Genomic DNA, 21,072 nt, shown 5'->3' with positions numbered 1-21,072 from the left:
GTGGAGATAGTGTATACCTCCCCTCCCTCCATACGCATCTCCTTCCTGCCTTTTCGAGCAAGGTATTACGCGGGAGTACGTAAGGAGGGGGAGGGGATTTAGTGTGTTCCGGTTTATTGTGCTGCTCCTGCCGGAAGCATGTCGGGCAGGCTGGACTGGATGATGTCGATCAGGATGGGGCGTGCTCCACTGACGAAACATTCTACGGCAATGACCATCAGGATGAGTCCCATCAATCGCATCATGACGTTGTTGCCGGTTTCTCCGATCAGGTCTACCAGGCGGGTCGATTCTTTCAAGATAAAATAAGTCAGCAGATAGACAAGGGCTATGATGCCGACCAGTATGGCAACCATGCTCCACGATGTAGACTCGTCCATCAGCATGATGCCATTGGCTATTGCACCCGGACCACACAACATGGGGATGGAAAGTGGGGTGATGGAGATGTCATTGGCATACGTACGGATTTCCTCGTTCTTCAGTTTGACATTCGTGTAACGTGCCTGCAGCATGTCATAGCCAATCTTGATGATGATGAATCCGGCAGCTATACGGAAGCCGTTGGTGGAGATACCGAAGAACTTGAACAGGAACTGTCCGGAAAAAGTGAATACGATCAGGATAAGAAATGAGATAATGGTCGCTCTTTTCACAATGCGCTGTCGTTCGTCTTTGCTCATTCCCTGTGTCATGGTAAGGAACACAGGCATGGTGCCCAGCGGGTTGGTCAACGTGAAGAATGAAGTGAAACACAATAAGGCAAATGGAAGTAGTGAGTCCATACGTTTTCTTGTTTTAGTGATTGGTACCTGGTTAAGAGCCGTTTTGAGTCCTCGCATACGGTGGATGAATCCGGCTCTGATTGACGCGCCAAAAATAACAATTCTTCATTCGAGTCAACACTCATAAAGAGAGAAAGTGCATAAATCCTGCTAAAAAACATATAATTCGCTTGTATATTCCAAAAAAGTCTCTACCTTTGCACCGCAATTCAGAAATGAATGCATCAAAGGTTTGATTCGCTAGCTCAGCTGGTAGAGCACAACACTTTTAATGTTGGGGTCCTGGGTTCGAGCCCCAGGCGGATCACCAAAAGAATGAAAGCCGCTGATAATTAACCGTTATCAGCGGCTTTTCTTATTACGCCCGGTACGAACATTCTCGCCATCAGCCGAATTCTGCAATCACTTTATATGCCGTACAACTTGCATTGGAAACAATGTTTTTATGGGTATAACCATAAACAATAGATAGATATGCGCTATATTTGCAGGTGTAATCATAAATACAAGTGGCATGATAGAAAGAGAACTGTATATGAATCAAATCCACCCCTTCATGAATCGTCCGTTTGTCAAGGTGATAGCCGGTATCCGTCGGTGTGGAAAGTCGGTTGTGTTGCAACTGATTGCAGAAGAACTGAAGCGTCAGGGAGTTACAGAAGAGCGTATTGTCTATATGAACTTTGAGAGTTTTGAATGGATGGATATCGCTGATGCAAAAGCCTTGTATCTGTATATCAAGACTAAAGTGGAAAAGACCAGTGGAAGAGTATACATCTTGTTGGATGAAATACAGGAAGTGAAAGATTGGGAGAAGGCTGTCAATTCTTTCATGGTGGATTGGGATGTGGATGTGTATGTAACCGGCTCCAACTCCCGGTTGCTTTCCTCCGAGTTGTCCACCTATCTGGCAGGCAGGTACGTCAGTTTTCATATCATGCCGTTGTCCTTCAATGAATATCTGTTGTTTCACGGCATGAATTCGGACAGCAAGGACGTATTGAGGGAAGAGTTTCAGAAGTACCTTCGTATGGGAGGTTTCCCGGCCGTTCATACGGGCGATTACAGCCTCGAATCGATTTATAAGCTGGTATATGACATCTATTCTTCCGTCATCTTGCGCGATACGGTACAGCGGCACGGTATCCGCAACGTGGAATTGCTGGAACGGGTGGTACGCTTCGTGTTCGATAATATCGGCAGCCGGCTCAACGCAAAGAATATTGCCGACTACTTCAAGAGTCAGCAACGTCGGGTGGATATCAATACTGTTTATAATTACCTGGATGCCTTGCAGGGCGCGTTCATCATCCAGCGTGTACCTCGTTACGACATCAAGGGGAAAGAACAGTTGCAGACCAATGAGAAGTATTTTGTCAGCGACTTGTCGCTGGTTTATGCCGTGATGGGTTATAAAGACCGGATGATTTCGGGTGCGTTGGAAAACATAGTCTATTGGGAGATGAAGCGTCGTGGATATGATACATTTATCGGAAAGCAGGACAGTCGTGAAGTCGATTTCGTAGGCATCCGCAGGGATGAAAAGATTTACGTCCAGGTAACCTATCGGATGGAATCGGACGCAACGGTGGAGCGCGAATTTGCTCCTTTGCTTGACATTAGCGATCATTATCCCAAATTTGTTGTGAGTATGGATGATGTTTGGCAGGACAACATAGAGGGGGTAAGACACCGGCACATTGCTGATTTCCTGACGGACGAGAATTGGTAGCATCCGGAAAGCAATCTTGTGCGTTATTTGCAGGGAGTAGAAAATAAAAAGAGGATGTGTCATTCGGACGCATCCTCATCAAGTCTGCACGGGAAGAGAGGCTCGAACTCCCGACACTCGGTTTTGGAGACCGATGCTCTACCAACTGAGCTATTCCCGTGTGGAGAAGGAAAAACAGTGATTATGTGTTGAGCTGTTAACGAGACTTGAACTCGTGACCTCTTCCTTACCAAGGAAGTGCTCTACCACTGAGCTATAACAGCAGGATGATGAGCGGAAAACGAGACTCGAACTCGCGACCCCAACCTTGGCAAGGTTGTGCTCTACCAACTGAGCTATTTCCGCAAATCGGGTGGGCGTTGAGGGATTCGAACCCCCGACCCTCTGCTTGTAAGGCAGATGCTCTGAACCAGCTGAGCTAAACGCCCTTTCGTTCATGATGATTGCTCATCTCTTCGAAAGCGGTTGCAAAGGTACGACAAAATTCCACATCTGCAAGCATCATGTGAGGATTTTTTCAAAAGAATGTGCAAATAGTTCTTCAGGAAAAGGACGCAAAGGGAGAGCCGGAACACAAAGACAGGGCACTAAGAAGTGGGTATCAGCCTGTTGCTTCTTAGTGCCCTGTCTGGTTGGAATGAGGCGTGGAAGAGTCTTTACCAGCGGCGGTCGAGATAAAGCTCAAAGGGAAAATCATCCCGGTAGCCTTTGAAGACGCGGTTGCCTACATAATAGTCATAGATGCGCCACTCACCTTGGTAAGTAAAATAAAGGTATAGGACGCCATTCACGATTTCCCAGTCAAAGGTGTCGCTGTAGCAGGGAGCACCGTCATATTGATAATAGGTACGTTCCCATCCGGTACCGGCGTTGTCATACCGCCCTGCCATAAACATGATTTCACTGTATAAAGGCTCGCCATACGCATCGCTGGAACCGAAGTCACCGTACCATGTCTGACCGAATGCTCCTGCCAGACCGTATCCGATGTCTTCGTCGGTTTCGCAGGATGTCAGGGTCGTCAGGCTGATGACAGCCAGAATGGAAAGTAGGTAGAATTTGAATTTTGTCATCATAGTGCTCTTTATGTTTGTTGGTGTACAGGGCAAAGGTAGGATAAAAAACTGTACCTAAACAAAAGAATTGTGTAGAAAAGCACTGAAATGACGTGAATTTCCTATCTTTGTCTAAAGATTTTAGATAAAAAGACTTGAAATGAGACGCACGTTATTGACACTTAGCATATTGATGATGGCTGTTTTAGGCGTGAGCGCACAGCCGAAACTTTCGTTTGATACAGAGAAATATGATTTTGGAGCCATTATGTGGAAGCAGCCTGCCACGGCGAAATTTGTCATTACAAACACCGGAAATAAGTCGCTGGTCATCCATAAAGTGGAAACTTCCTGTGGATGCGTCGTCTCGTCGTGGACCAAGAAGCCCGTACGTCCGCACCGGACCGCCGTGGTGGAAGCCACGTTCGATGCACGCATGTTGGGGCACTTCCATAAATTCGTCCGTATCTATTCCAATGCCACGGCTAAACCTGTCAGCCTTTCCATGATTGGAATGGTCAGCTCGGAGATTGTGGATTATTCGCGCAATTACCCCATTCAGATAGGTAGCATTCATATTGACACCGACCACATCGAGTTTGAGGATGCCAATAAGGGCGACAATCCGGTGTTTGAGTTGAAGGTGGCAAACGGTTCGTCGAAGGATTACACGCCTGTACTGATGCACCTGCCTTCCTACATCGAGGCGGAGGCTGTTCCTGAGAAGCTGGCTCCGAGGGAAGGTGGTATCGTGCGGCTGACGTTCCACAGTGACAAGGCGCCTTTCCTGGGCATCAACCGAACTTCCGTCTATCTGTCGCGCTATCCGGGTGATACCGTCGGCGAAGACAACCAGCTCAGCCTGATTTCTGTCCTGCTGCCCGACTTCTCCGGACTGACGGCTGCACAGAAGGCTAATGCACCGGTCATCCGTCTGTCTCATGAAGAACTCGATCTGGGCACGATGGGAGACAAGAAGACACTGAAGGGAACGGTAACCATCTCCAACGAAGGACGTTCGACACTGATGCTCCAAGACCTCCAGGTGACCAACCCGGCACTGAACGTCAGCGTGAAGAAGCAGACGATCGAACCGGGCAAGTCGGTGAAGATGCGCATCACGGTCAACGCCAAATACCTGCGTAATCACCTGGAGCATACGCCGCGTGTGATGATGATTACCAACGACCCGCGCCATCCGAAGAGTGAAATCAAAATCAAAGTGAAGAAATAAAGCCGGTCCTCTTGCCGGCAACTGTCCCCGCTTCTTGCCGACTGGAACGTCGGACGTAGGCGGAACTAAAGTGCCTAACCTGTTAAAACGTTTATGCTTATGGAACATCCCGAGAATGACGAAGCCTACAAGGGCTTGACCGTGAACCAAGGTATCGAAAAGCCGTCCATCATCAATCCTTACCTGAAGAAGCGTACCCGTGTGCGTCGGCGGGAATTGACGGCTGCCGACTATGTGGAAGGCATCCTCAAAGGCGATGTGACCATATTGAGCCGTGCCGTGACACTCGTGGAAAGCACGCTCCCGGAACATCAGGTGCTGGCGCAGGAAGTCATCGAGAAGTGTCTGCCTTATTCGGGAAACTCCGTACGTGTGGGCATCAGTGGTGTGCCGGGAGCCGGCAAGAGTACCTCCATCGATGTCTTCGGACTGCATGTACTTGAACGGGGCGGAAAGTTGGCAGTGCTTGCCATCGACCCGAGCAGTGAACGCAGCAAGGGGAGCATCCTGGGGGACAAGACCCGCATGGAGAAACTCTCCGTACACCCGAATTCGTTCATCCGTCCCAGCCCGTCAGCCGGTTCGTTGGGTGGTGTGGCACGCAAGACGCGCGAGACCATCATCCTCTGTGAAGCTGCCGGATACGACAAGATATTTGTGGAGACAGTCGGCGTGGGACAGAGCGAGACGGCCGTCCACTCGATGGTCGACTTCTTTCTGCTCATTCAGCTGGCAGGGACCGGAGACGAGTTGCAAGGTATCAAGCGTGGCATCATGGAGATGGCGGACGGCATCGTCATCAACAAGGCCGACGGTAACAACATCGAGAAGGCCAGGCTGGCAGCCACCCACTTCCGCAATGCACTCCATCTGTTCCCTGCTCCCGAAAGTGGCTGGACGCCTCAGGTGCTGACCTATTCGGGGTTCTACGGACTGGGCATCGCGGAAATCTGGAAGATGATCGACGACTACATAGCGTTTGTCAAGGAGAACGGCTACTTCGAGTACCGGCGCAACGAGCAGGCGAAATACTGGATGTATGAGACCATCAACGAGCATCTCCGCAACAGCTTCTACCAGAATCCGAAGATTGCCGACATGTTGCCCCGCAAGGAGCAGGCGGTGCTGACAGGCGGTCTGACGTCGTTCGTTGCCGCCAAGCAGCTGCTCGACGCCTATTTTGAAGAAATGAAATGAAACACAGAGTTTTGATACGCTGACGCCGTCAGAACATCACAGCGCCCTCTTGCCGAACGGTATGTCCATCGGCAGGAGGGCGCTGTCTTGCTGTATACAGGTGTATGCCGGTGAACCACCTGTTGAGGCTTAACAACTCCTAAAAGAATACAAACTGTAAGCATTTCGGAAAAGCTGGTCGCATTTGGCTTTCCGCCGTCTTTTTTATCATTTTATAAATTCGTACCTTTGCGCCCTGAATTCAAATAGGTATTATGGGAACATTTAATTGTATTGGAGTTTTGACTTCCGGAGGTGATGCCCCGGGAATGAATGCGGCAATCAGGGCCGTGACCCGTGCGGCCATCTCGAAAGGTATTCGGGTAAAAGGTATTTTCAGAGGATACAAAGGACTGGTGACGAACGAGATTTCAGAATTGTATTCAGACAGTGTCAGCAACATCATCCAACGCGGTGGAACCATCCTGAAGACAGCACGTTGTGCCGAGTTCATGACTCCCGAGGGGCGTCAGGTGGCTTACGACAACATGGTGAAGGAGGGCATCGAGGCGTTGGTGGTTATCGGAGGAGACGGTTCACTGACGGGTGCACGCATCTTCGCACAGGAGTTCAACGTGCCTTGCATCGGATTGCCCGGCACCATCGACAACGACCTCTTTGGCACCGATACGACCATCGGCTATGATACGGCACTGAACACCATTGTCGAGGCGATTGACAAGATACGCGACACGGCCACTTCCCACGAGCGTCTGTTCTTCATCGAGGTGATGGGACGGGATGCCGGATTCCTGGCATTGAACGGTGCCATTGCCGGAGGTGCCGAGGCGGCAATCATCCCCGAATACATCACGGAGGAAGACCAGTTGGAAGAGTTCATCAAACGTGGCTTCCGCAAATCAAAGAACAGCAGCATTGTGCTCGTTGCCGAGAGCAAGAGCAAGGGAGGTGCGCTTGACATGGTGGAGCGCATGAAGAAGGACTTCCCGGGATACGACGCACGTGTCTCCATCCTGGGACACTTGCAACGCGGAGGAAGTCCCACGGCACATGACCGCATCATTGCGAGCCGGATGGGTGCTGCTGCGGTAGATGCCCTGCTGGAGGACCAGCGTAACGTGATGATTGGCATCGTGCGTGATGAAATCGTCTACGTCCCCTTCACCCGCGCCATCAAGAACGACAAGCAGGTGAAGCCCGAACTGATCGACATGCTGCGTCAGCTGTGCATCTGAGTGCACCGGACACAAGACGCCCCAACTGAATCGGAAGAGGGTGTGTCGTAATTGCAATGAGCCCCAAAAGTCTTTTAGCGGACTTTTGGGGCTCATTGCATTTTTGATATACATTTCGAACATTTGCGTTTGACCGGGCAAACACAAGTCTTCGACCGGATAAACACAAGCGTTTGACCTGACAAACATAGTAGTTTGATAGACCAAAGTATAATACTTAGGCTGGCTAAGTATAATACTTAGGGGGCCTAAGTATAATACCTTTCCAGGACAGGTATGATACTTACATCTGTCAAACTAATTAGTTTGACAGGTCAAACACTTGTGTTTGGTGAGTCAAACGCATGTGTTTGGCAGAGCAAACTCTTAGGTTCCATCCGTCGGACAACTGTAAACACGAAACTGCTTCTCTCAACAGGCATTTGCCAGGTAGTTGGGAATTTTCGGGGGAACGGATGAGAGGATGACGAAATGTGCACGGAAGTTTGATAGTTTCGTCTGTTTTTTCTACTTTAGTAGCCTAAAACCCTATGATAAAGGACTTTATTGTAAAACCGCCCACGAGGTGCAAAATGCTGGGCAGGCTTTACTCTGCTGTCTTTTAGTTTCTTTATAATCACACGGAACTAACTGATATTGTAAAAATAACACCATGAAGAAAAGTATGACCTTTAAGACGAGATGCACCGTTCTGTTTGCGGCAGCCTTGACACTGGCTGGCTGTGCCACGACAGAGGTGAGTAAAGAAAATGTAGCAGATACCATCGGTACGGGCAATCCTTATCTGCCCCTGTGGGAACACCTTCCCGACGGGGAGCCGCGTGTGTTTGAAGACCCGGATAATCCCGGGAAGTTCCGCGCGTACATCATTGGTTCGCACGATTTGCGCTATACGGAATATTGCGGACCAGACATCCGCATGTGGTCGGCTCCGGTGGAAGACCTGACCGACTGGAGGGACGAAGGTCCTATCTTCACCTATCAGGTGGATGGGCAATGGGATGTGATGTTTGCTCCTGACCTGGTGGAAATCAAGAGGAAAGATGGAACGAAAGAGTATTATCTCTATCCTCACAGCCGTGGTGCCGGACGCGAGGCAATGGTTTGCAAGGGTAGCCGTCCCGACGGACCGTTTACGCCGGTCAATCTGACGGAGGATGGCAAGCAGACCGTACCCGGCAGCATCTTCGGTTTTGACCCGTCCGTTTTTGTGGAAAACATCACCGACGCCAACGACCCGGACTATGCAACCGGATTCCGTGCCTATGGCTTCTGGGGTTTCCAACGTTCGTCGGCTGCACAGCTTGACCAGAATACCATGTATTCCGCCCGCCCCGGAACTGAGATTATCCCTTACTTCATCCCGGCAAGTACGCCCGAAGGCGAAATCCGCGACCCGAAGGGAACGACTTATCCGGCTCTGTACAAGGAGCAGAATCCGAAGGACTTCAACTTCTTTGAGGCTTCGTCCATCCGTCAGGTGGGCAACAAGTATGTGATGATTTTCTCCGGTTATTCCGGTCCGGAGTATGGTTTGGGCAATACGAACTCCACCCTGCGCTATGCTTTTGGTGATACACCGTTGGGTCCGTGGAGAAGCGGAGGCGTCCTGGTGGATTCCCGCGGCGTGGTGCTCAATGAGGATGGCAGCCGTCTGCAGATCACCAATGCTGCCCACAACACACACGGAAGCTTGCAGGAAATCAATGGACAATGGTATGTGTTCTATCACCGTCCGCCACGGGGCTTCGGTTTCGCCCGTCAGGCAATGGTGGCTCCGGTGCTTATCGAGTGGGATGAGAAGCCGGTGGCAGAAGGTGGAAAGGTGACCATCCACGGATACGATCCGTATGCTGCCGACAGCATCTGGCAGGCAAAGGCTAGCAACGGGGATACGTACACCGGTGCCGAGGTGACTTCGGAAGGTTTCCAGATTTACGGTATGCCTCCTTATAAATATTACTCTGCCGGATACGCCTGCTACCTGTCGAACGGGCAGGCAATGCAGGATTCCTGGGACATCTGGGACAACAACATGCCTGTCGTGATGAAGAGTGGCGACATCGTCGGTTTCAAATACTTCGGTTTCGGAGGGCTGGCACAGGCACAGAAGGGTCTGAAACCGTTTGAAGGTGTGAAGGCTGGCAACGGGACTTCGTTCAACCTCTTCCTGAAACCGTCGACCGATGCTTCGTTCAAGGTGGCTGTCTGGTTGGATGGTCCGTGGGACAACGAGGTGTGGAAAGGCAAGAAGATTGCCGAGATTACCGTACCGGCTGGGACGGCTCATGAGGTGACGCGTTACACGGTCGACGTTGCCGATGCTGTGGACGGCTTGGACAAGAAGCATGCCATCTACCTGGTTGCTGAAGGCGATGCTGGTGCCGAGCTGTGTGCACTGCAGGGTGTGGGCTTCAGCAAGAAGGGCAGTGAGTTGAACTACCCGGCTGTGCCTTCCGTAGAAATCAAGGTGGACGGACAGAGCGTGGAACTTCCCACGATACCGGTGCGCTCGACCAACGAAAACGGTTATGTGGGCTGCGACCAATATGCTGTTGAGTACACCCTTCCGGCTGACGGTACGGATGTTCCGAAGGTGGAGGCTTCCTCCAATGATTCGCGTGTGAAGGTGGAAGTCACTCAGCCCGATGCCAGAAACGGCAAGGCGGTAGTCAAGTTCGACTACAATGGCAAGGTGAAGACCTACACCGTGGTTCTCAAGTAAGACGAACAACGCATTAGTTGACCAGGAGACGAGTTGACGGGGACGCAAGGCTATGGCACTTGTTTACCCGTCGACTCGTCTCCTTAATTTATTGGCTCCCTGGTTTTACTGGTTGCCTGCATCCGGGGCTGTCATCTCATTTACAGTGCCTCCGGTCTTTTCCTCAATGGCTTTCCGGCATGCCTCCATGAGCCATTTGGGGGTCGAGGTGGCTCCACAGATGCCGATGGTGTCGGCGTGTTCCACCAGGCTGAAGTCTATCTCTTCGGGGTCGTCCACGAGGAAGGAGTTGGGGTTTACTTTCTTGCACTCGTTGAACAGGATTTTGCCGTTGGAGCTTTTCTTTCCGCTGACGAAGAAGATGAGGTCGTGCTGCTTGGCGAAGTCGCGGATGTTCGGCATGCGGTTCGCCACTTGGCGGCAGATGGTGTCGGATGACTGGAAGGTGACGCCCGGTGCGATGTGCTGCCGGATGTATTCGGTGATCTGGTTGAACTCATCCAGCGACTTGGTTGTCTGGGAGTAGAGGCGGATGTCTTTGGTGAAGTCGAGCTTCTTTGCCTCTTCCAGCGATTCGATGACGATGGCTTTCCCTTCCGTCTGTCCCACCAGACCGAGCACCTCGGCATGTCCGTTCTTGCCGTAGATGACAACCTGCTTTTCCTGTTCGGCAGGTGCGGCATATTCCTTTTTGATGCGTTTCTGCAGTTGCAGCACGACGGGACAGGTGGCGTCGATGATTTCGATGCCGTTCTTCCGTGCCGTCTCGTACGTTTCTGGCGGTTCGCCGTGGGCACGCAGCAGCACTTTCACGTTGTGCAGTTGGCGGAACTCGTCGTGGTTGATGGTGATGAGTCCCATCTGTTTCAGCCGTTCACACTCCCGTCCGTTGTGGACGATGTCGCCCAGGCAGTAGAGGGTTCCTCCCTTCTTCAGTTCCTCTTCGGCTTTCTTGATGGCGGTTGTCACGCCGAAGCAGAAGCCCGAGCCCTTGTCTATTTCGATTCGTTTCATCCTTCAGTCACTCGTTTGAATTGTTCCAGTAGCCATGCCTTCTGTTCCTCGATGGTCAGGAGGCTGTTGTCGAGCAGCAGGGCGTCGTCCGCCTTCCGCAGCGGGCTTACCTCGCGATGCTGGTCGATGTAGTCCCGTTCCTGTACATTCTTCAGGATGTCCTCGTAGCTTGCCGGCTGTCCCTTTGCCTTCAGTTCGTCATAGCGTCTTTGGGCACGTATCTCGGGCGATGCCGTGACGAAGATTTTCAGTTCCGCGTCCGGGAACACCGCCGTGCCGATGTCGCGTCCGTCCATGACGATTCCCTTTGCCTTTCCCATTTCCTGTTGCAGACGGACGAGCGCCCGGCGCACGAATCCCAATGCCGCAATCGGGCTGACGTGCGAGGATACCTCCATGCCACGTATCTCCCTTTCGACATTCTCGCCGTTGAGACAGGTTTGGGGAAGGTGGGTCTCCGGGTCGAGGCGGAAGGAGATGTCAATGGCGGGCATATCCTTTTCCAAGGCTTCGGTGTCGATGCCTTCCGGGGTGAAATAGCCTTTCCGCAGACTGTAGAGGGTCACGGCGCGGTACATGGCGCCGCTGTCGATGTAGATGTAGCCGACGGCTCTTGCCAGGTCCTTTGCCATGGTGCTTTTGCCGCAAGAGGAGAAGCCGTCGATAGCGATGGTTATCTTTTTCATGTCTCTGTTTATTAGGGGATGCACGCCGGTGCATGGTCCGTTTCCCGCTTTGTCGGGACGGACGGGACAGCTCCGGCGTCGGTTTAAAATCAAGGCTCCAAAGGTAGAGATAAAAAGTGAATAAGCCTTTCTTTATTTTCGGAGTTTAGGCAAAATGAAGTACTTTTGTCTTATGGAACTGAAGAAATCATCGCGAGCAGATTTGGAGCGAGGCAGGGGCTTCCGCTTCGCCATCGGGCTGGTGGTAGTCCTGGCGGTTGTGGTCGTTGCCTTCCGTTGGAAGACGCCTTCTTCCCAGCCCGTCGTACTGCCTCCGGTGGAACTCCCGGCATTGCCGATGGAAGTCAGTCTGCCTCCGGTGGAGATGGAGAGACCTTTGGATGTTCCGGAAGAATCTCCTCAGCCCGAGCAGGTTGTGGCCACTGATTTTGACCATGTGGAGGCGGTGGCAGATGCGACCGAGTCCGATGTGCGTCAGTTGATACAGGATGCCCTGCGTCCGGTGCCGCTGACCCGGAAAGAGAAGGAAGAAGAGCTGGCAGAGCTCCCGAAGGCCGAGGAAGAAGCCCCGGCAGTGGTCCAGCCCGACACGTTGCCCCATTTCCCGGGGGGAGATGCTGCCTGCATGCGATTCCTGTCCCGACATGTGCGCTATCCTTCGACAGCCGTCAGCGGAAAGGTGCGTGGCTGTGTGCTGGTGCAGTTCATTGTGGAGGCCGACGGGAAACTGACGGATTTCCGGGTCCTGGAAGGTGTGTCGCCGGCACTGGATGCCGAAGCCTTGCGTGTGGTGAAGCTGATGCCTCCCTGGCAACCCGGTCGGAGGAACGGGAAGCCGGTGCGCTTTCTCTATGTCATCCCCGTTGATTTCCGCTTGCGCTGACGGTTTCGTTCCATGATGAGCCTGATGAAAGAATAACCCCAAAAACAGAAGATATGATGTTTACAACCAAAGAACTGTCGGACAAAGTGAACCGGTACATTGCGGACTGGCACTATTCCCGTCGCCCCGAGGGGCTTTATGCACCCATTCAATACGTACTCTCGTTGGGAGGAAAGCGCCTGCGTCCGGTGCTGATGCTGATGGCGTACAACCTTTACAGGGACGATGTGGATACCATCCTGCCCTCTGCCGTCGGTCTGGAGACATACCATAATTATACCTTGCTTCATGATGACCTGATGGACCGTGCCGACATGCGTCGCAACAAGCCGACGGTGCACAAGGTGTGGGACGACAACACCGCCATCCTGTCGGGCGACACCATGCTGGTGCTGGCCTATCAGCAGCTGATACGGAACAACGATGCCCGGCTGAAGGAAGTGCTGGACCTCTTCAGCAAGACCGCCCTGGAGATTGGCGAGGGGCAGCAGTATGACATGGAGTTCGAGACACGCGACGATGTCACGGAAGACGAGTACATCGAGATGATCCGGCTGAAGACTTCCGTCCTGCTGGCGGCTGCCCTGAAGATGGGAGCACTCCTGGGAGGAGCGGAGGCGGAAGATGCCGACCGGCTGTATGACTATGGCATCCAGGTGGGACTGGCATTCCAGTTGCAGGACGATTACCTGGATGTCTATGGCGACCCCGCAGTCTTCGGTAAGAAAATAGGCGGCGATATCCTCTGCAACAAGAAGACCTACATGCTCATCAATGCCCTGTTGCGGGCTGACGAGGCACAACGTGCCGAACTGCAGCACTGGATGGAGGCGACGGACTACAATCCGGAAGAGAAGGTACGCGCCGTGACGGCTCTCTATGATGCCATCGGCATTCGCGAACTTTGCGACCGCAAGATTGCTTCCTATTTTGAAGAGGCGTCACGCATCCTGACCTCCGTGCAGGTATCCGACGAGCGGAAGGAAGTATTGAAGGGCTATGTCGCCTCACTGATGCACCGTAACGTCTGATGATTCCGATGATAGTCGATACTCATACCCACCTTTTTGTCGAGGAGTTTGCCGACGACTTTGAGGCGACCGTGGAACGTGCCCGGGCGGCTGGAGTGGAAAAGCTGTTCATGCCGAACATTGACGGCACGACGATTGATGCCCTGCTGGAAGCTTGCCGGAAGTTTCCCGGTGTCTGTTACCCGATGCTGGGGCTGCATCCCACTTCGGTGACGGAGAGCTTCCGGGATGATTTGCGGACGATGGAGGTTTTGCTCAGGCAGCTCAATCCTTACATTGCCATAGGCGAGGTCGGGTTGGACCTCTATTGGGACACGACGTATCGTCGGGAGCAGATGGAAGCCTTCGACACGCAGATACGTTGGGCGTTGGAGTATGACCTTCCGCTGGTCATTCACAGCCGTAAGGCGTTTGCAGAGCTGATGGAGTGCCTGGAGCCATACCGCCATACCCCGTTGCGGGGCATCTTCCACAGTTTCACGGGAGATGACGGCGATGTGTCGGCATGGTTGTCGTTTGACAATTTCCTGCTGGGCATCAATGGGGTGGTGACTTTCAAGAAAGCTGTCCTGCCTGCGGTGCTGAAGTCACGCGTGCCGCTCGAAAGGTTGGTTGTGGAGACCGATTCTCCCTACCTGGCTCCTGTTCCCCATCGGGGCGGACGGAATGAAAGTGCCTATGTGAAAGATGTCTTACAGAAGGTGGCGGATATCTACGAAGTTCCGTTGGAAGAGGCTGCCCGTGTGACTACGGAAAATGCCCTTCGCATGTTTCGTATAGCCCGTTCGTGAAAAAAAACGGCGCGAGATGCTTGTAGTTTGAAACTTTCTTACTACTTTTGCATCCGTCTTTCGGAAGAGAGGCTGTTCAACCCAAGGAGAGGTGCTCGAGTGGTTGAAGAGGCACGCCTGGAAAGCGTGTATACGTCAAAAGCGTATCACGGGTTCGAATCCCGTTCTCTCCGCACAGCAAGTCTGAGTTTCCCGTCGCAAGGAGCTCAGACTTTTTTTGTAGACGGACGCTGCCGCAGTGGGACCAATCGGTGCGGCAGATGCTTTTTAAAGCTATACTTATATATAGTTGTGATTTGCTTCTAATTGGTAATCAGATTGACGGGTCAGGTGCGGCAAGCACTTGACCCGTCACGATGTATAGGGGGATGAGGCTTGTACTGAATCCGGTAAAGTCATAAGAATGTTATGGGGTTGCATGGCTTGTTTAGGAAGAATATGTTAACTTAGCGGTGTTTAGTAGATAGTGTAATCCATAAAGAGTATAAGCATGAAAAGAACCGGACGTTTCCCTGGACTGAAAGTGGGAGTACTTTCCGTCCTTCTGACAGCAGGCGTCACTGCACACGCACAGTTTCTCCGTACCTCTTATTTCATGGAGGGTTCGCATTACCGGATGCAGCTGAATCCGGCACTGACACCTTCGCGCGGTTTCTTCAATATCCCGGTTGTGGGGTCGCTGAATGCGCAGGTCGGCTCCAACTCCTTGGGCTATGAGGATATCAAGCGTATTCTGAAAGACGAAGAGGGTTTCTACAACAATCCCGAGTTTCTGAACAGCCTGGACGACAAGAACCGGCTGAACCTGAATGTTCATACGGATATCCTGTCTGCGGGCTGGTTTCGCGGACGCAACTTCTGGTCGTTCAATGTGGGGCTGCGTACGGATGTCGGAGTGGAGCTGACACGGTCGATGTTTACTTTTCTCAACGAGATGGACCAGATAGCTGATAACTGGCGGAACAGCCGTTATGACATCAGTGGTCAGCAGCTTGACATCAATGCGTATGCCGAGGTCGGGCTAAGCTATGCCCGTCAGCTGAACGAGCGGCTCTCTGTGGGTGGACGGGTCAAACTCCTGTTGGGCATCGGTAATCTGAACCTGAAGTTCAACCGGGTCAGCCTGGATGCCAGTCTGCCGAGCGATGCCCGCATTGCCGAATTGCAGCAGATGGGTTCACTGACTTCTGCCGATGTGGAAAGCCTGGTGAATGAGTTTGCCGATTATCATGCTGATTTGTCACTGGATGCCCGTCTGGAATCCTCCTTCAAGGGCTTGAATCTGCTGGAGTCTCCGGAAGGCTATATCAATGATGCCGAGTTCGAAACGGGCGATTTGGGTATTGCGGGTTACGGATTGGGTGTCGACTTGGGTGCTTCCTACCGTCTGACGGACAACTTGACGCTGTCGGCTGCCGTGCTCGATCTGGGATTCATCAGTTGGTCCAAAGGCTCTACGCAGGTAGCCACCACGGGAGGCTCTGACATACACATGCATGGAGCAGACTACCTGAAAGGGATTGATGTGAATGACCCTGCTGGAAGTGTGGACGCAATCCGCAACAATGTCAACCGTTTGCTGACGGATGCGGAAAATTACATGAACCGTGTCAGTGGGGGAGAGATGCTGGCCTATGACTTGCTGGAGTTGCGAAGTGAATCCGTCACCGATTCCCGTCGTTCCCGTCTGTTGTCGACGTTGGTGTTGGGCGCGGAATACGGGTTCTTCCACAATACCTTGTCTGTCGGTTTGCTGTCGACCACCCGTTTTGTGCAACCTGATGCGCTGACGGAGCTGACCCTTTCCGCCAACTACCGTCCGAAGGAGTGGCTGAATGCCACGGTCAGCTATTCGGCCATCCAGTCATTGGGAAAATCATTCGGAGTGGGACTGAAGCTGGGACCCGTATTTGTAGGGACCGATTATATGTTTCTGGGTAAGAACTCGAACAGCGTGAACGCTTTCGTCGGCATCTCGGTGCCGTTGGGTAAGAGGCGTGCGACTTGTTGCGCGGACTGATAAAGATGGACTGAAACAGTCCGTTGAGAATAAAATGAAAAAGGCTATTCCGTTGTGTTTGCGGAATAGCCTTTGTTAAAAGGGACTTTGTTTTAATAGTATTAAAAAGAAATAGGTAAAAAGGTTGGATAATATATAATGAAATAAGAATTATCAATAAAAAAAGTCTGAAGTACATAAGGCCTCAGACTTTTCAATTCCCTCAGTGTTGAATAAATTATTCAGCAACCGTAGCAGTAGAGTCAGCAACAGCAGCGGTAGAATCTGCAACGGCAGCAGTTGAATCAACAGCAGCGTTTTCTACAGTTTCAGTTGCTACAGTGTCAGCAGCTACTTCTTCTGTTGTGTTGGCAGCTTTGTTTCCGCAAGAAGCGAAAGAGATAGCTGCGAAAGCTACGAATACAAATACCAATTTTTTCATTTTCTTTGCTTTTTAAATCTGTAAAACAATCAATTGCTTTTCTAAAACGTTGCAAAGATAGGGGCTTTTCATATAGGTTGTATCATTTGTGAGCACTTTTTTTTGAGGAAAATGTGATTTTTTTATAAGGGACTGACAATCAATAGGGATAATTCCCCTGACTTCTTGTCCGGAAGACGAAATAGAACAACTCCGGACTGACTTGTCCCGTCGGCTTCGGAAGATGTGCGCCGGTCATGGACCTTACCTTATAAGGTAGCTATGATTATCCGGAAGAAATACGTAACTTTGCCGCCCTAATAACAAGAAGGTTATGATTGATACAACTGTTTTTCTCGATAAGAAGGCAGTCTATTACACGTTAGGCTGCAAACTCAATTTCTCTGAAACTTCCACGATAGCCAAAATGTTGAAAGAGGCGGGCGTCCGTACCGTGCGAAAGGGCGAAAAGGCAGACATCTGTGTGGTGAACACCTGCTCTGTGACGGAGACGGCCGATAAGAAATGCCGCCAGGCCATCCATAAGCTGGTCAAGGAACATCCGGGCGCTTTTGTCATCGTCACGGGATGTTATGCCCAGTTGAAACCGGGACAAGTGACGGACATCGAAGGGGTAGACCTGGTGCTGGGGGCAGAGCAGAAGGGACATCTGTTTGACTACCTGGGAACGTTGGAGAAGAAGGAGAAGGGGGTGGCACACGCTTCCGCAACGACGGACATCCGTACCTTTTCGCCTTCCTGCTCCCGGGGCGACCGGACCCGCTACTTTCTGAAGGTGCAGGACGGATGCGACTATTTCTGTTCCTACTGCACCATTCCGTTTGCACGCGGACGGAGCCGTAACGGGAGCATTGATGAGTTGGTGGAACAGGCACGCAAGGTGGCGGCTGAAGGCGGCAAGGAAATCGTACTTACCGGTGTGAATATCGGTGATTTCGGTAAGACCACCGGTGAAACCTTCTTTGACCTCGTCAAGGCGTTGGACCGAGTGGAAGGCATCGAGCGTTATCGCATCTCGTCCATTGAGCCGAACCTGCTGACGGATGAAATCATCGAATACGTAGCCCGTTCCCGTGCTTTCATGCCCCATTTCCACATTCCGTTGCAGTCCGGTTCCGATGAGGTGCTGAAACTGATGCGCCGCCGCTATGATACCTCCCTGTTTGCCGCCAAGATAGCCAAAATCCGTTCGGTCATTCCGGATGCCTTCATCGGGGTGGATGTCATTGTCGGTACACGTGGGGAGACTCCGGAATTTTTTGAGGATGCCTATCGCTTCATTGACAGCCTGGATGTGACCCAGCTCCATGTATTCAGCTACTCCGAGCGTCCCGGTACGCAGGCGTTGAAAATAGATTATGTGGTGACTCCCGAGGAGAAGCATGCACGCAGTCAACGTCTGCTGGCTCTTTCCGATGAGAAGACCCGGGCGTTTTATGCACGTCACCGGGGACAGGAGGCAGTGGTGCTCCTGGAAAAGCCGAAGCCGGGGATGCCCATGCATGGCTTTACCGCCAACTACATCCGTGTGGAGACAGAGGCACACCCGGACTGGGACAACCGGCTTGTGCGGGTGCAGTTGGGCGATTTCAATGAAGATGGTACTGCATTAAAAGCTTCGATTCAAGATGCATAGTAAACTGGCTGTTGTGATATTGAACTGGAATGGAAAGGAGATGATGCGTCGTTTCCTTCCTTCCGTCGTGCGCTATTCCCGTCTGGAAGGTGTCGAAGTGATTGTTGCCGACAATCATTCGACGGACGGGTCGGTGGAAATGTTGCGCGAGGAGTTCTCTTCCGTCGGTCTGGTGCTGCTGGACCGGAATTATGGTTTTGCGGACGGCTATAACCGTGCCTTGCGCGAGTTGGACGCCGAGTATTACCTCTTGCTTAATTCCGATGTGGAAGTCACTCCCCGCTGGCTGGACCCCTTGTTGGCTTACATGGATACCCATCTCGAAATGGCGGCTTGCCAACCGAAGCTCCTGAGCTATCATGCCAAAGAGCAGGGACGGGAAATGTTTGAGTATGCCGGTGCCTGCGGAGGTTTCCTGGACCGTTATGGATATCCTTTCTGCAGGGGACGCGTCATGTCCGTGGTGGAAGAGGACCGCGGACAATATGACACCGTCGGTTCCCTCTTCTGGGCGACGGGGGCTGCACTGATGGTGCGTGCCGCAGACTATTGGAAGGTTGGAGGACTTGACGGACGCTTCTTCGCACACATGGAAGAGATTGATTTCTGCTGGCGTCTGCGTAGTCGCGGACGGGGCATTGCCTGTGTGCCTGAAAGCCGGGTCTACCATGTGGGAGGTGCCACCCTGAACAAGGAGAATCCCCGGAAGACCTATCTGAACTTCCGCAACAACCTGCTGATGCTCTACAAGAACCTTTCCGAGGAGGAATTGGGTCCGGTGATGCGTGTCCGCAGGTGGCTGGATTACCTGGCAGCCTTTACCTTCCTTTTGAAAGGGGAGCGGGGCAGTGCGCAGGCTGTGTTCCGGGCAAGACGTGATTTCAAGCAGATGCTTCCCGATTTTGAGGCTTCGCGGAAGGAGAACCGACAGGCTGCCTTGTTGGCTACTGTCCCGGAACGCATTTCGGGCAGTCTTCTTTGGGCTTTTTATGTCCGTCGAAAGAATACATTTACAAAAGTAATGAGACAAACAAAAAGAAAATGAAGAAATTGGTTGTTTTTGATTTGGATGGGACGTTGCTGAATACCATTGCCGATCTGGCGGCGAGCACCAACCATGCGTTGGAGGCTTTCGGCTTTCCGACCCATCCCGTGGAGGCGTATAACTATTTTGTAGGTAACGGCATCTTTAAACTGTTCGAACGTGCCCTTCCGGAAAATGCACGTACACCGGAAAACATAGAGCGCATCCGTTCCGTGTTTGTACCTTATTATAATGAACACAATACCGACCTGAGTCGTCCCTATCCGGGCATCCCCGAGCTGTTGCAGGCTTTACACCGACGTGGGGTGCAGCTGGCTGTGGCATCCAATAAGTACCAGGCAGCGACGGAGAAACTTGTGGCTTACTATTTCCCGGAGATTCTTTTCGTTTCCGTCCTGGGACAGCGGGAAGGAGTACCGACGAAGCCGGATGCCGGAATCGTGAACCAAAGTCGGGAGGCGGCTCAGGCAACTTCCGCTGAAACACTCTATGTGGGCGATTCCAACGTGGACATGCAGACGGCACTCAATGCCGGGGTCGATGCTGTCGGCGTCACCTGGGGCTTCCGTCCGGTGGAAGAACTGCAGGCATACCGTCCGCGTTACATCGCCCGTCGTGCTGCCGATATCCTGGACTTCCTAGATTGAACGCTCAGAAGTGCGGCGGTAGAAATACTGCCCCTTCTTACGGGTCTGATTCCCATACTCAATGGCATGCTGGGGACAACGGTGGTAGCATCGCAGGCAGCCGATGCACCGTCCCTGCCATTGGGGATGCCCTTCGCTCATTCGGATGTTCTCTACCGGACATAACTTCTGGCACAGGGAGCATCCGTTGCATGCTTCGTTGCTGTGAAACGGACGGTCGCTGACGAGAAATCTGTTGAACAGCGGACGCAGCACGTAGCTTTTCAGGCGCGGCATTTTCCCCGGGTTTACCTCGAAGTGATTTTCTGTTTTTGCCTGTAGGATGCGACAGACTTCCGGCAACCTCTTGCGTGTGGCATCCACTTTGGCTTGCGCCATTTCCGCACTGTCAACATCGAAGCCCGGCAGACACACATACGTGTTCGGCATGGCCAGTGAGAATCCGCAGGAGAGCTTCCACCCTTTCGCCTTTAATGCCCGACGGAAGAGGGCAGTGGTGCACCCTGTGTCGTCGCCACACGTGCAGACCATGTAGCAATAGGCTCTTTCCCCTCCTTCAATTTCCAGTCTTTTAATCACTTTTAGAACCAGGGATGGTGGTCCCCAGGCATAAATCGGGAACACGAATCCCAGTCTTTCATCCTTGTCCAGTGTGTACTTCCATTCCTGCTTGAGTCCTGCCTTGCTGACGTCAATCAGGCGTTCCCCTGTCTGTCGGGCGAGATAATCTGCCACATACTTTGAATTTCCGGTGCTGGAGAAATAAAATATCATAAGTTTGTTAGGATTAGATCGTGCTGCAAAAATAGAGATTTCATGCAGATTCGCAAGTTCCTTCCGTTCCTCTCGGTTTTAGAAAGACAGACGGACGACTTGTCATTCTGAAAGCCATTTGGAGTATTTACTGGACGGAAATGTTATAATTCCCCTTTTCT

General features: G+C 52.1%; 18 protein-coding genes and 6 tRNA genes. 14 read left to right on the top strand and 10 right to left on the bottom strand.

From position 1 onward, the window contains the following. Positions 1-113: 113 nt before the first annotated feature. Positions 114-785 (bottom strand): MarC family protein, encoded by a 672-nt coding sequence (locus M3087_RS13700; protein WP_022383315.1) that lies wholly within the window; start codon positions 783-785, stop codon positions 114-116. Between the two features lie 234 nt (positions 786-1,019). On the opposite strand from M3087_RS13700, the gene M3087_RS13695 reads away from it, so the two are divergent. Both M3087_RS13695 and M3087_RS13690 read left to right on the top strand, forming a co-directional pair. Beyond that, positions 1,020-1,095: transfer RNA gene (locus tag M3087_RS13695), tRNA-Lys, on the top strand. 204 nt (positions 1,096-1,299) lie between these two features. Continuing rightward, complete coding sequence (locus M3087_RS13690; RefSeq protein ID WP_249096613.1) at positions 1,300-2,517, top strand: ATP-binding protein; 1,218 nt, start codon at positions 1,300-1,302, stop codon at positions 2,515-2,517. Between the two features lie 87 nt (positions 2,518-2,604). Here the strand turns inward: M3087_RS13690 and M3087_RS13685 are convergent. The 5 genes from M3087_RS13685 to M3087_RS13665 all read right to left on the bottom strand — a co-directional run bounded on the left by M3087_RS13685 (position 2,605) and on the right by M3087_RS13665 (position 3,593). Further along, a tRNA-Trp gene (locus M3087_RS13685) sits at positions 2,605-2,677 on the bottom strand. Between the two features lie 31 nt (positions 2,678-2,708). Continuing rightward, positions 2,709-2,780: transfer RNA gene (locus tag M3087_RS13680), tRNA-Thr, on the bottom strand. Between the two features lie 9 nt (positions 2,781-2,789). After that, positions 2,790-2,862 (bottom strand) — tRNA-Gly (locus M3087_RS13675). An 8-nt stretch (positions 2,863-2,870) separates the two neighbouring features. Further along, positions 2,871-2,945, bottom strand: a tRNA-Val gene (locus tag M3087_RS13670). A gap of 228 nt (positions 2,946-3,173) precedes the next feature. Next, on the bottom strand, positions 3,174-3,593 hold the full coding sequence (locus tag M3087_RS13665; protein WP_249096610.1) for a hypothetical protein: 420 nt from the start codon (positions 3,591-3,593) through the stop codon (positions 3,174-3,176). 139 nt (positions 3,594-3,732) lie between these two features. Between M3087_RS13665 and M3087_RS13660 the strand changes: the two genes are divergently transcribed. The 4 genes from M3087_RS13660 to M3087_RS13645 all read left to right on the top strand — a co-directional run bounded on the left by M3087_RS13660 (position 3,733) and on the right by M3087_RS13645 (position 9,963). Beyond that, positions 3,733-4,806, top strand: coding sequence for a DUF1573 domain-containing protein (locus M3087_RS13660; protein ID WP_249096608.1), 1,074 nt, complete (start codon positions 3,733-3,735; stop codon positions 4,804-4,806). Positions 4,807-4,905: 99 nt separating this feature from the next. Next, complete coding sequence (meaB, locus tag M3087_RS13655; protein WP_022383943.1) at positions 4,906-6,003, top strand: methylmalonyl Co-A mutase-associated GTPase MeaB; 1,098 nt, start codon at positions 4,906-4,908, stop codon at positions 6,001-6,003. A gap of 254 nt (positions 6,004-6,257) precedes the next feature. After that, positions 6,258-7,238, top strand: coding sequence for a 6-phosphofructokinase (gene pfkA / locus M3087_RS13650; RefSeq protein WP_249096604.1), 981 nt, complete (start codon positions 6,258-6,260; stop codon positions 7,236-7,238). 652 nt (positions 7,239-7,890) lie between these two features. Continuing rightward, positions 7,891-9,963, top strand: coding sequence for a hypothetical protein (locus tag M3087_RS13645; protein ID WP_249096602.1), 2,073 nt, complete (start codon positions 7,891-7,893; stop codon positions 9,961-9,963). Positions 9,964-10,068: 105 nt separating this feature from the next. On the opposite strand, the gene M3087_RS13640 is transcribed toward M3087_RS13645, so the two are convergent. Both M3087_RS13640 and cmk read right to left on the bottom strand, forming a co-directional pair. Then, positions 10,069-10,977, bottom strand: coding sequence for a 4-hydroxy-3-methylbut-2-enyl diphosphate reductase (locus M3087_RS13640; protein WP_022383940.1), 909 nt, complete (start codon positions 10,975-10,977; stop codon positions 10,069-10,071). After that, positions 10,974-11,663: a (d)CMP kinase gene (gene cmk / locus M3087_RS13635; protein ID WP_022383939.1), complete on the bottom strand. Its 690-nt coding sequence runs from the start codon at positions 11,661-11,663 to the stop codon at positions 10,974-10,976. Before cmk ends, M3087_RS13640 begins: the two co-directional genes overlap by 4 nt. A 172-nt stretch (positions 11,664-11,835) precedes the next feature. On the opposite strand from cmk, the gene M3087_RS13630 reads away from it, so the two are divergent. The 5 genes from M3087_RS13630 to M3087_RS13610 all read left to right on the top strand — a co-directional run bounded on the left by M3087_RS13630 (position 11,836) and on the right by M3087_RS13610 (position 16,388). Further along, a complete protein-coding gene (locus tag M3087_RS13630) occupies positions 11,836-12,546 on the top strand; it encodes an energy transducer TonB (RefSeq protein ID WP_249096598.1) in 711 nt (236 codons plus the stop codon). A gap of 56 nt (positions 12,547-12,602) precedes the next feature. After that, positions 12,603-13,577, top strand: coding sequence for a polyprenyl synthetase family protein (locus tag M3087_RS13625; protein ID WP_106625753.1), 975 nt, complete (start codon positions 12,603-12,605; stop codon positions 13,575-13,577). Positions 13,578-13,585: 8 nt separating this feature from the next. Then, positions 13,586-14,368 (top strand): TatD family hydrolase, encoded by a 783-nt coding sequence (locus M3087_RS13620; protein WP_249096623.1) that lies wholly within the window; start codon positions 13,586-13,588, stop codon positions 14,366-14,368. A gap of 85 nt (positions 14,369-14,453) precedes the next feature. Next, positions 14,454-14,541 (top strand) — tRNA-Ser (locus M3087_RS13615). A gap of 317 nt (positions 14,542-14,858) precedes the next feature. Then, positions 14,859-16,388 (top strand): DUF5723 family protein, encoded by a 1,530-nt coding sequence (locus tag M3087_RS13610; RefSeq protein ID WP_249096595.1) that lies wholly within the window; start codon positions 14,859-14,861, stop codon positions 16,386-16,388. A 217-nt stretch (positions 16,389-16,605) separates the two neighbouring features. Here the strand turns inward: M3087_RS13610 and M3087_RS13605 are convergent, their stop codons facing one another. Continuing rightward, positions 16,606-16,809, bottom strand: coding sequence for a hypothetical protein (locus tag M3087_RS13605; protein ID WP_106484537.1), 204 nt, complete (start codon positions 16,807-16,809; stop codon positions 16,606-16,608). A gap of 313 nt (positions 16,810-17,122) precedes the next feature. On the opposite strand from M3087_RS13605, the gene mtaB reads away from it, so the two are divergent. The 3 genes from mtaB to M3087_RS13590 are packed head-to-tail and all read left to right on the top strand — an operon-like array spanning position 17,123 to position 20,137. Beyond that, positions 17,123-18,445, top strand: a complete 1,323-nt coding sequence (mtaB, locus tag M3087_RS13600; protein ID WP_249096593.1) for a tRNA (N(6)-L-threonylcarbamoyladenosine(37)-C(2))-methylthiotransferase MtaB — start codon at positions 17,123-17,125, stop codon at positions 18,443-18,445. Further along, entirely contained in the window at positions 18,438-19,490 is a 1,053-nt protein-coding gene (locus tag M3087_RS13595) for a glycosyltransferase family 2 protein (protein ID WP_022383933.1), read from the top strand. Before mtaB ends, M3087_RS13595 begins: the two co-directional genes overlap by 8 nt. After that, positions 19,487-20,137 (top strand): HAD family hydrolase, encoded by a 651-nt coding sequence (locus M3087_RS13590; protein WP_249096589.1) that lies wholly within the window; start codon positions 19,487-19,489, stop codon positions 20,135-20,137. The genes M3087_RS13595 and M3087_RS13590 overlap by 4 nt, the downstream gene beginning before the upstream one ends. Here the strand turns inward: M3087_RS13590 and M3087_RS13585 are convergent. Beyond that, positions 20,129-20,911, bottom strand: coding sequence for an EFR1 family ferrodoxin (locus M3087_RS13585; protein ID WP_022383931.1), 783 nt, complete (start codon positions 20,909-20,911; stop codon positions 20,129-20,131). The two genes, M3087_RS13590 and M3087_RS13585, sit on opposite strands and share 9 nt — an antisense overlap. Between the last annotated feature and the right edge of the window lie 161 nt (positions 20,912-21,072).

The organism is Mediterranea sp. ET5, assembly GCF_023337025.1.
Taxonomy (GTDB): Bacteria; Bacteroidota; Bacteroidia; order Bacteroidales; family Bacteroidaceae; genus Phocaeicola_A.
The sequence above is the reverse complement of the archived record's forward strand: the minus strand, read 5'-3'. Positions and strand labels throughout refer to the sequence as shown.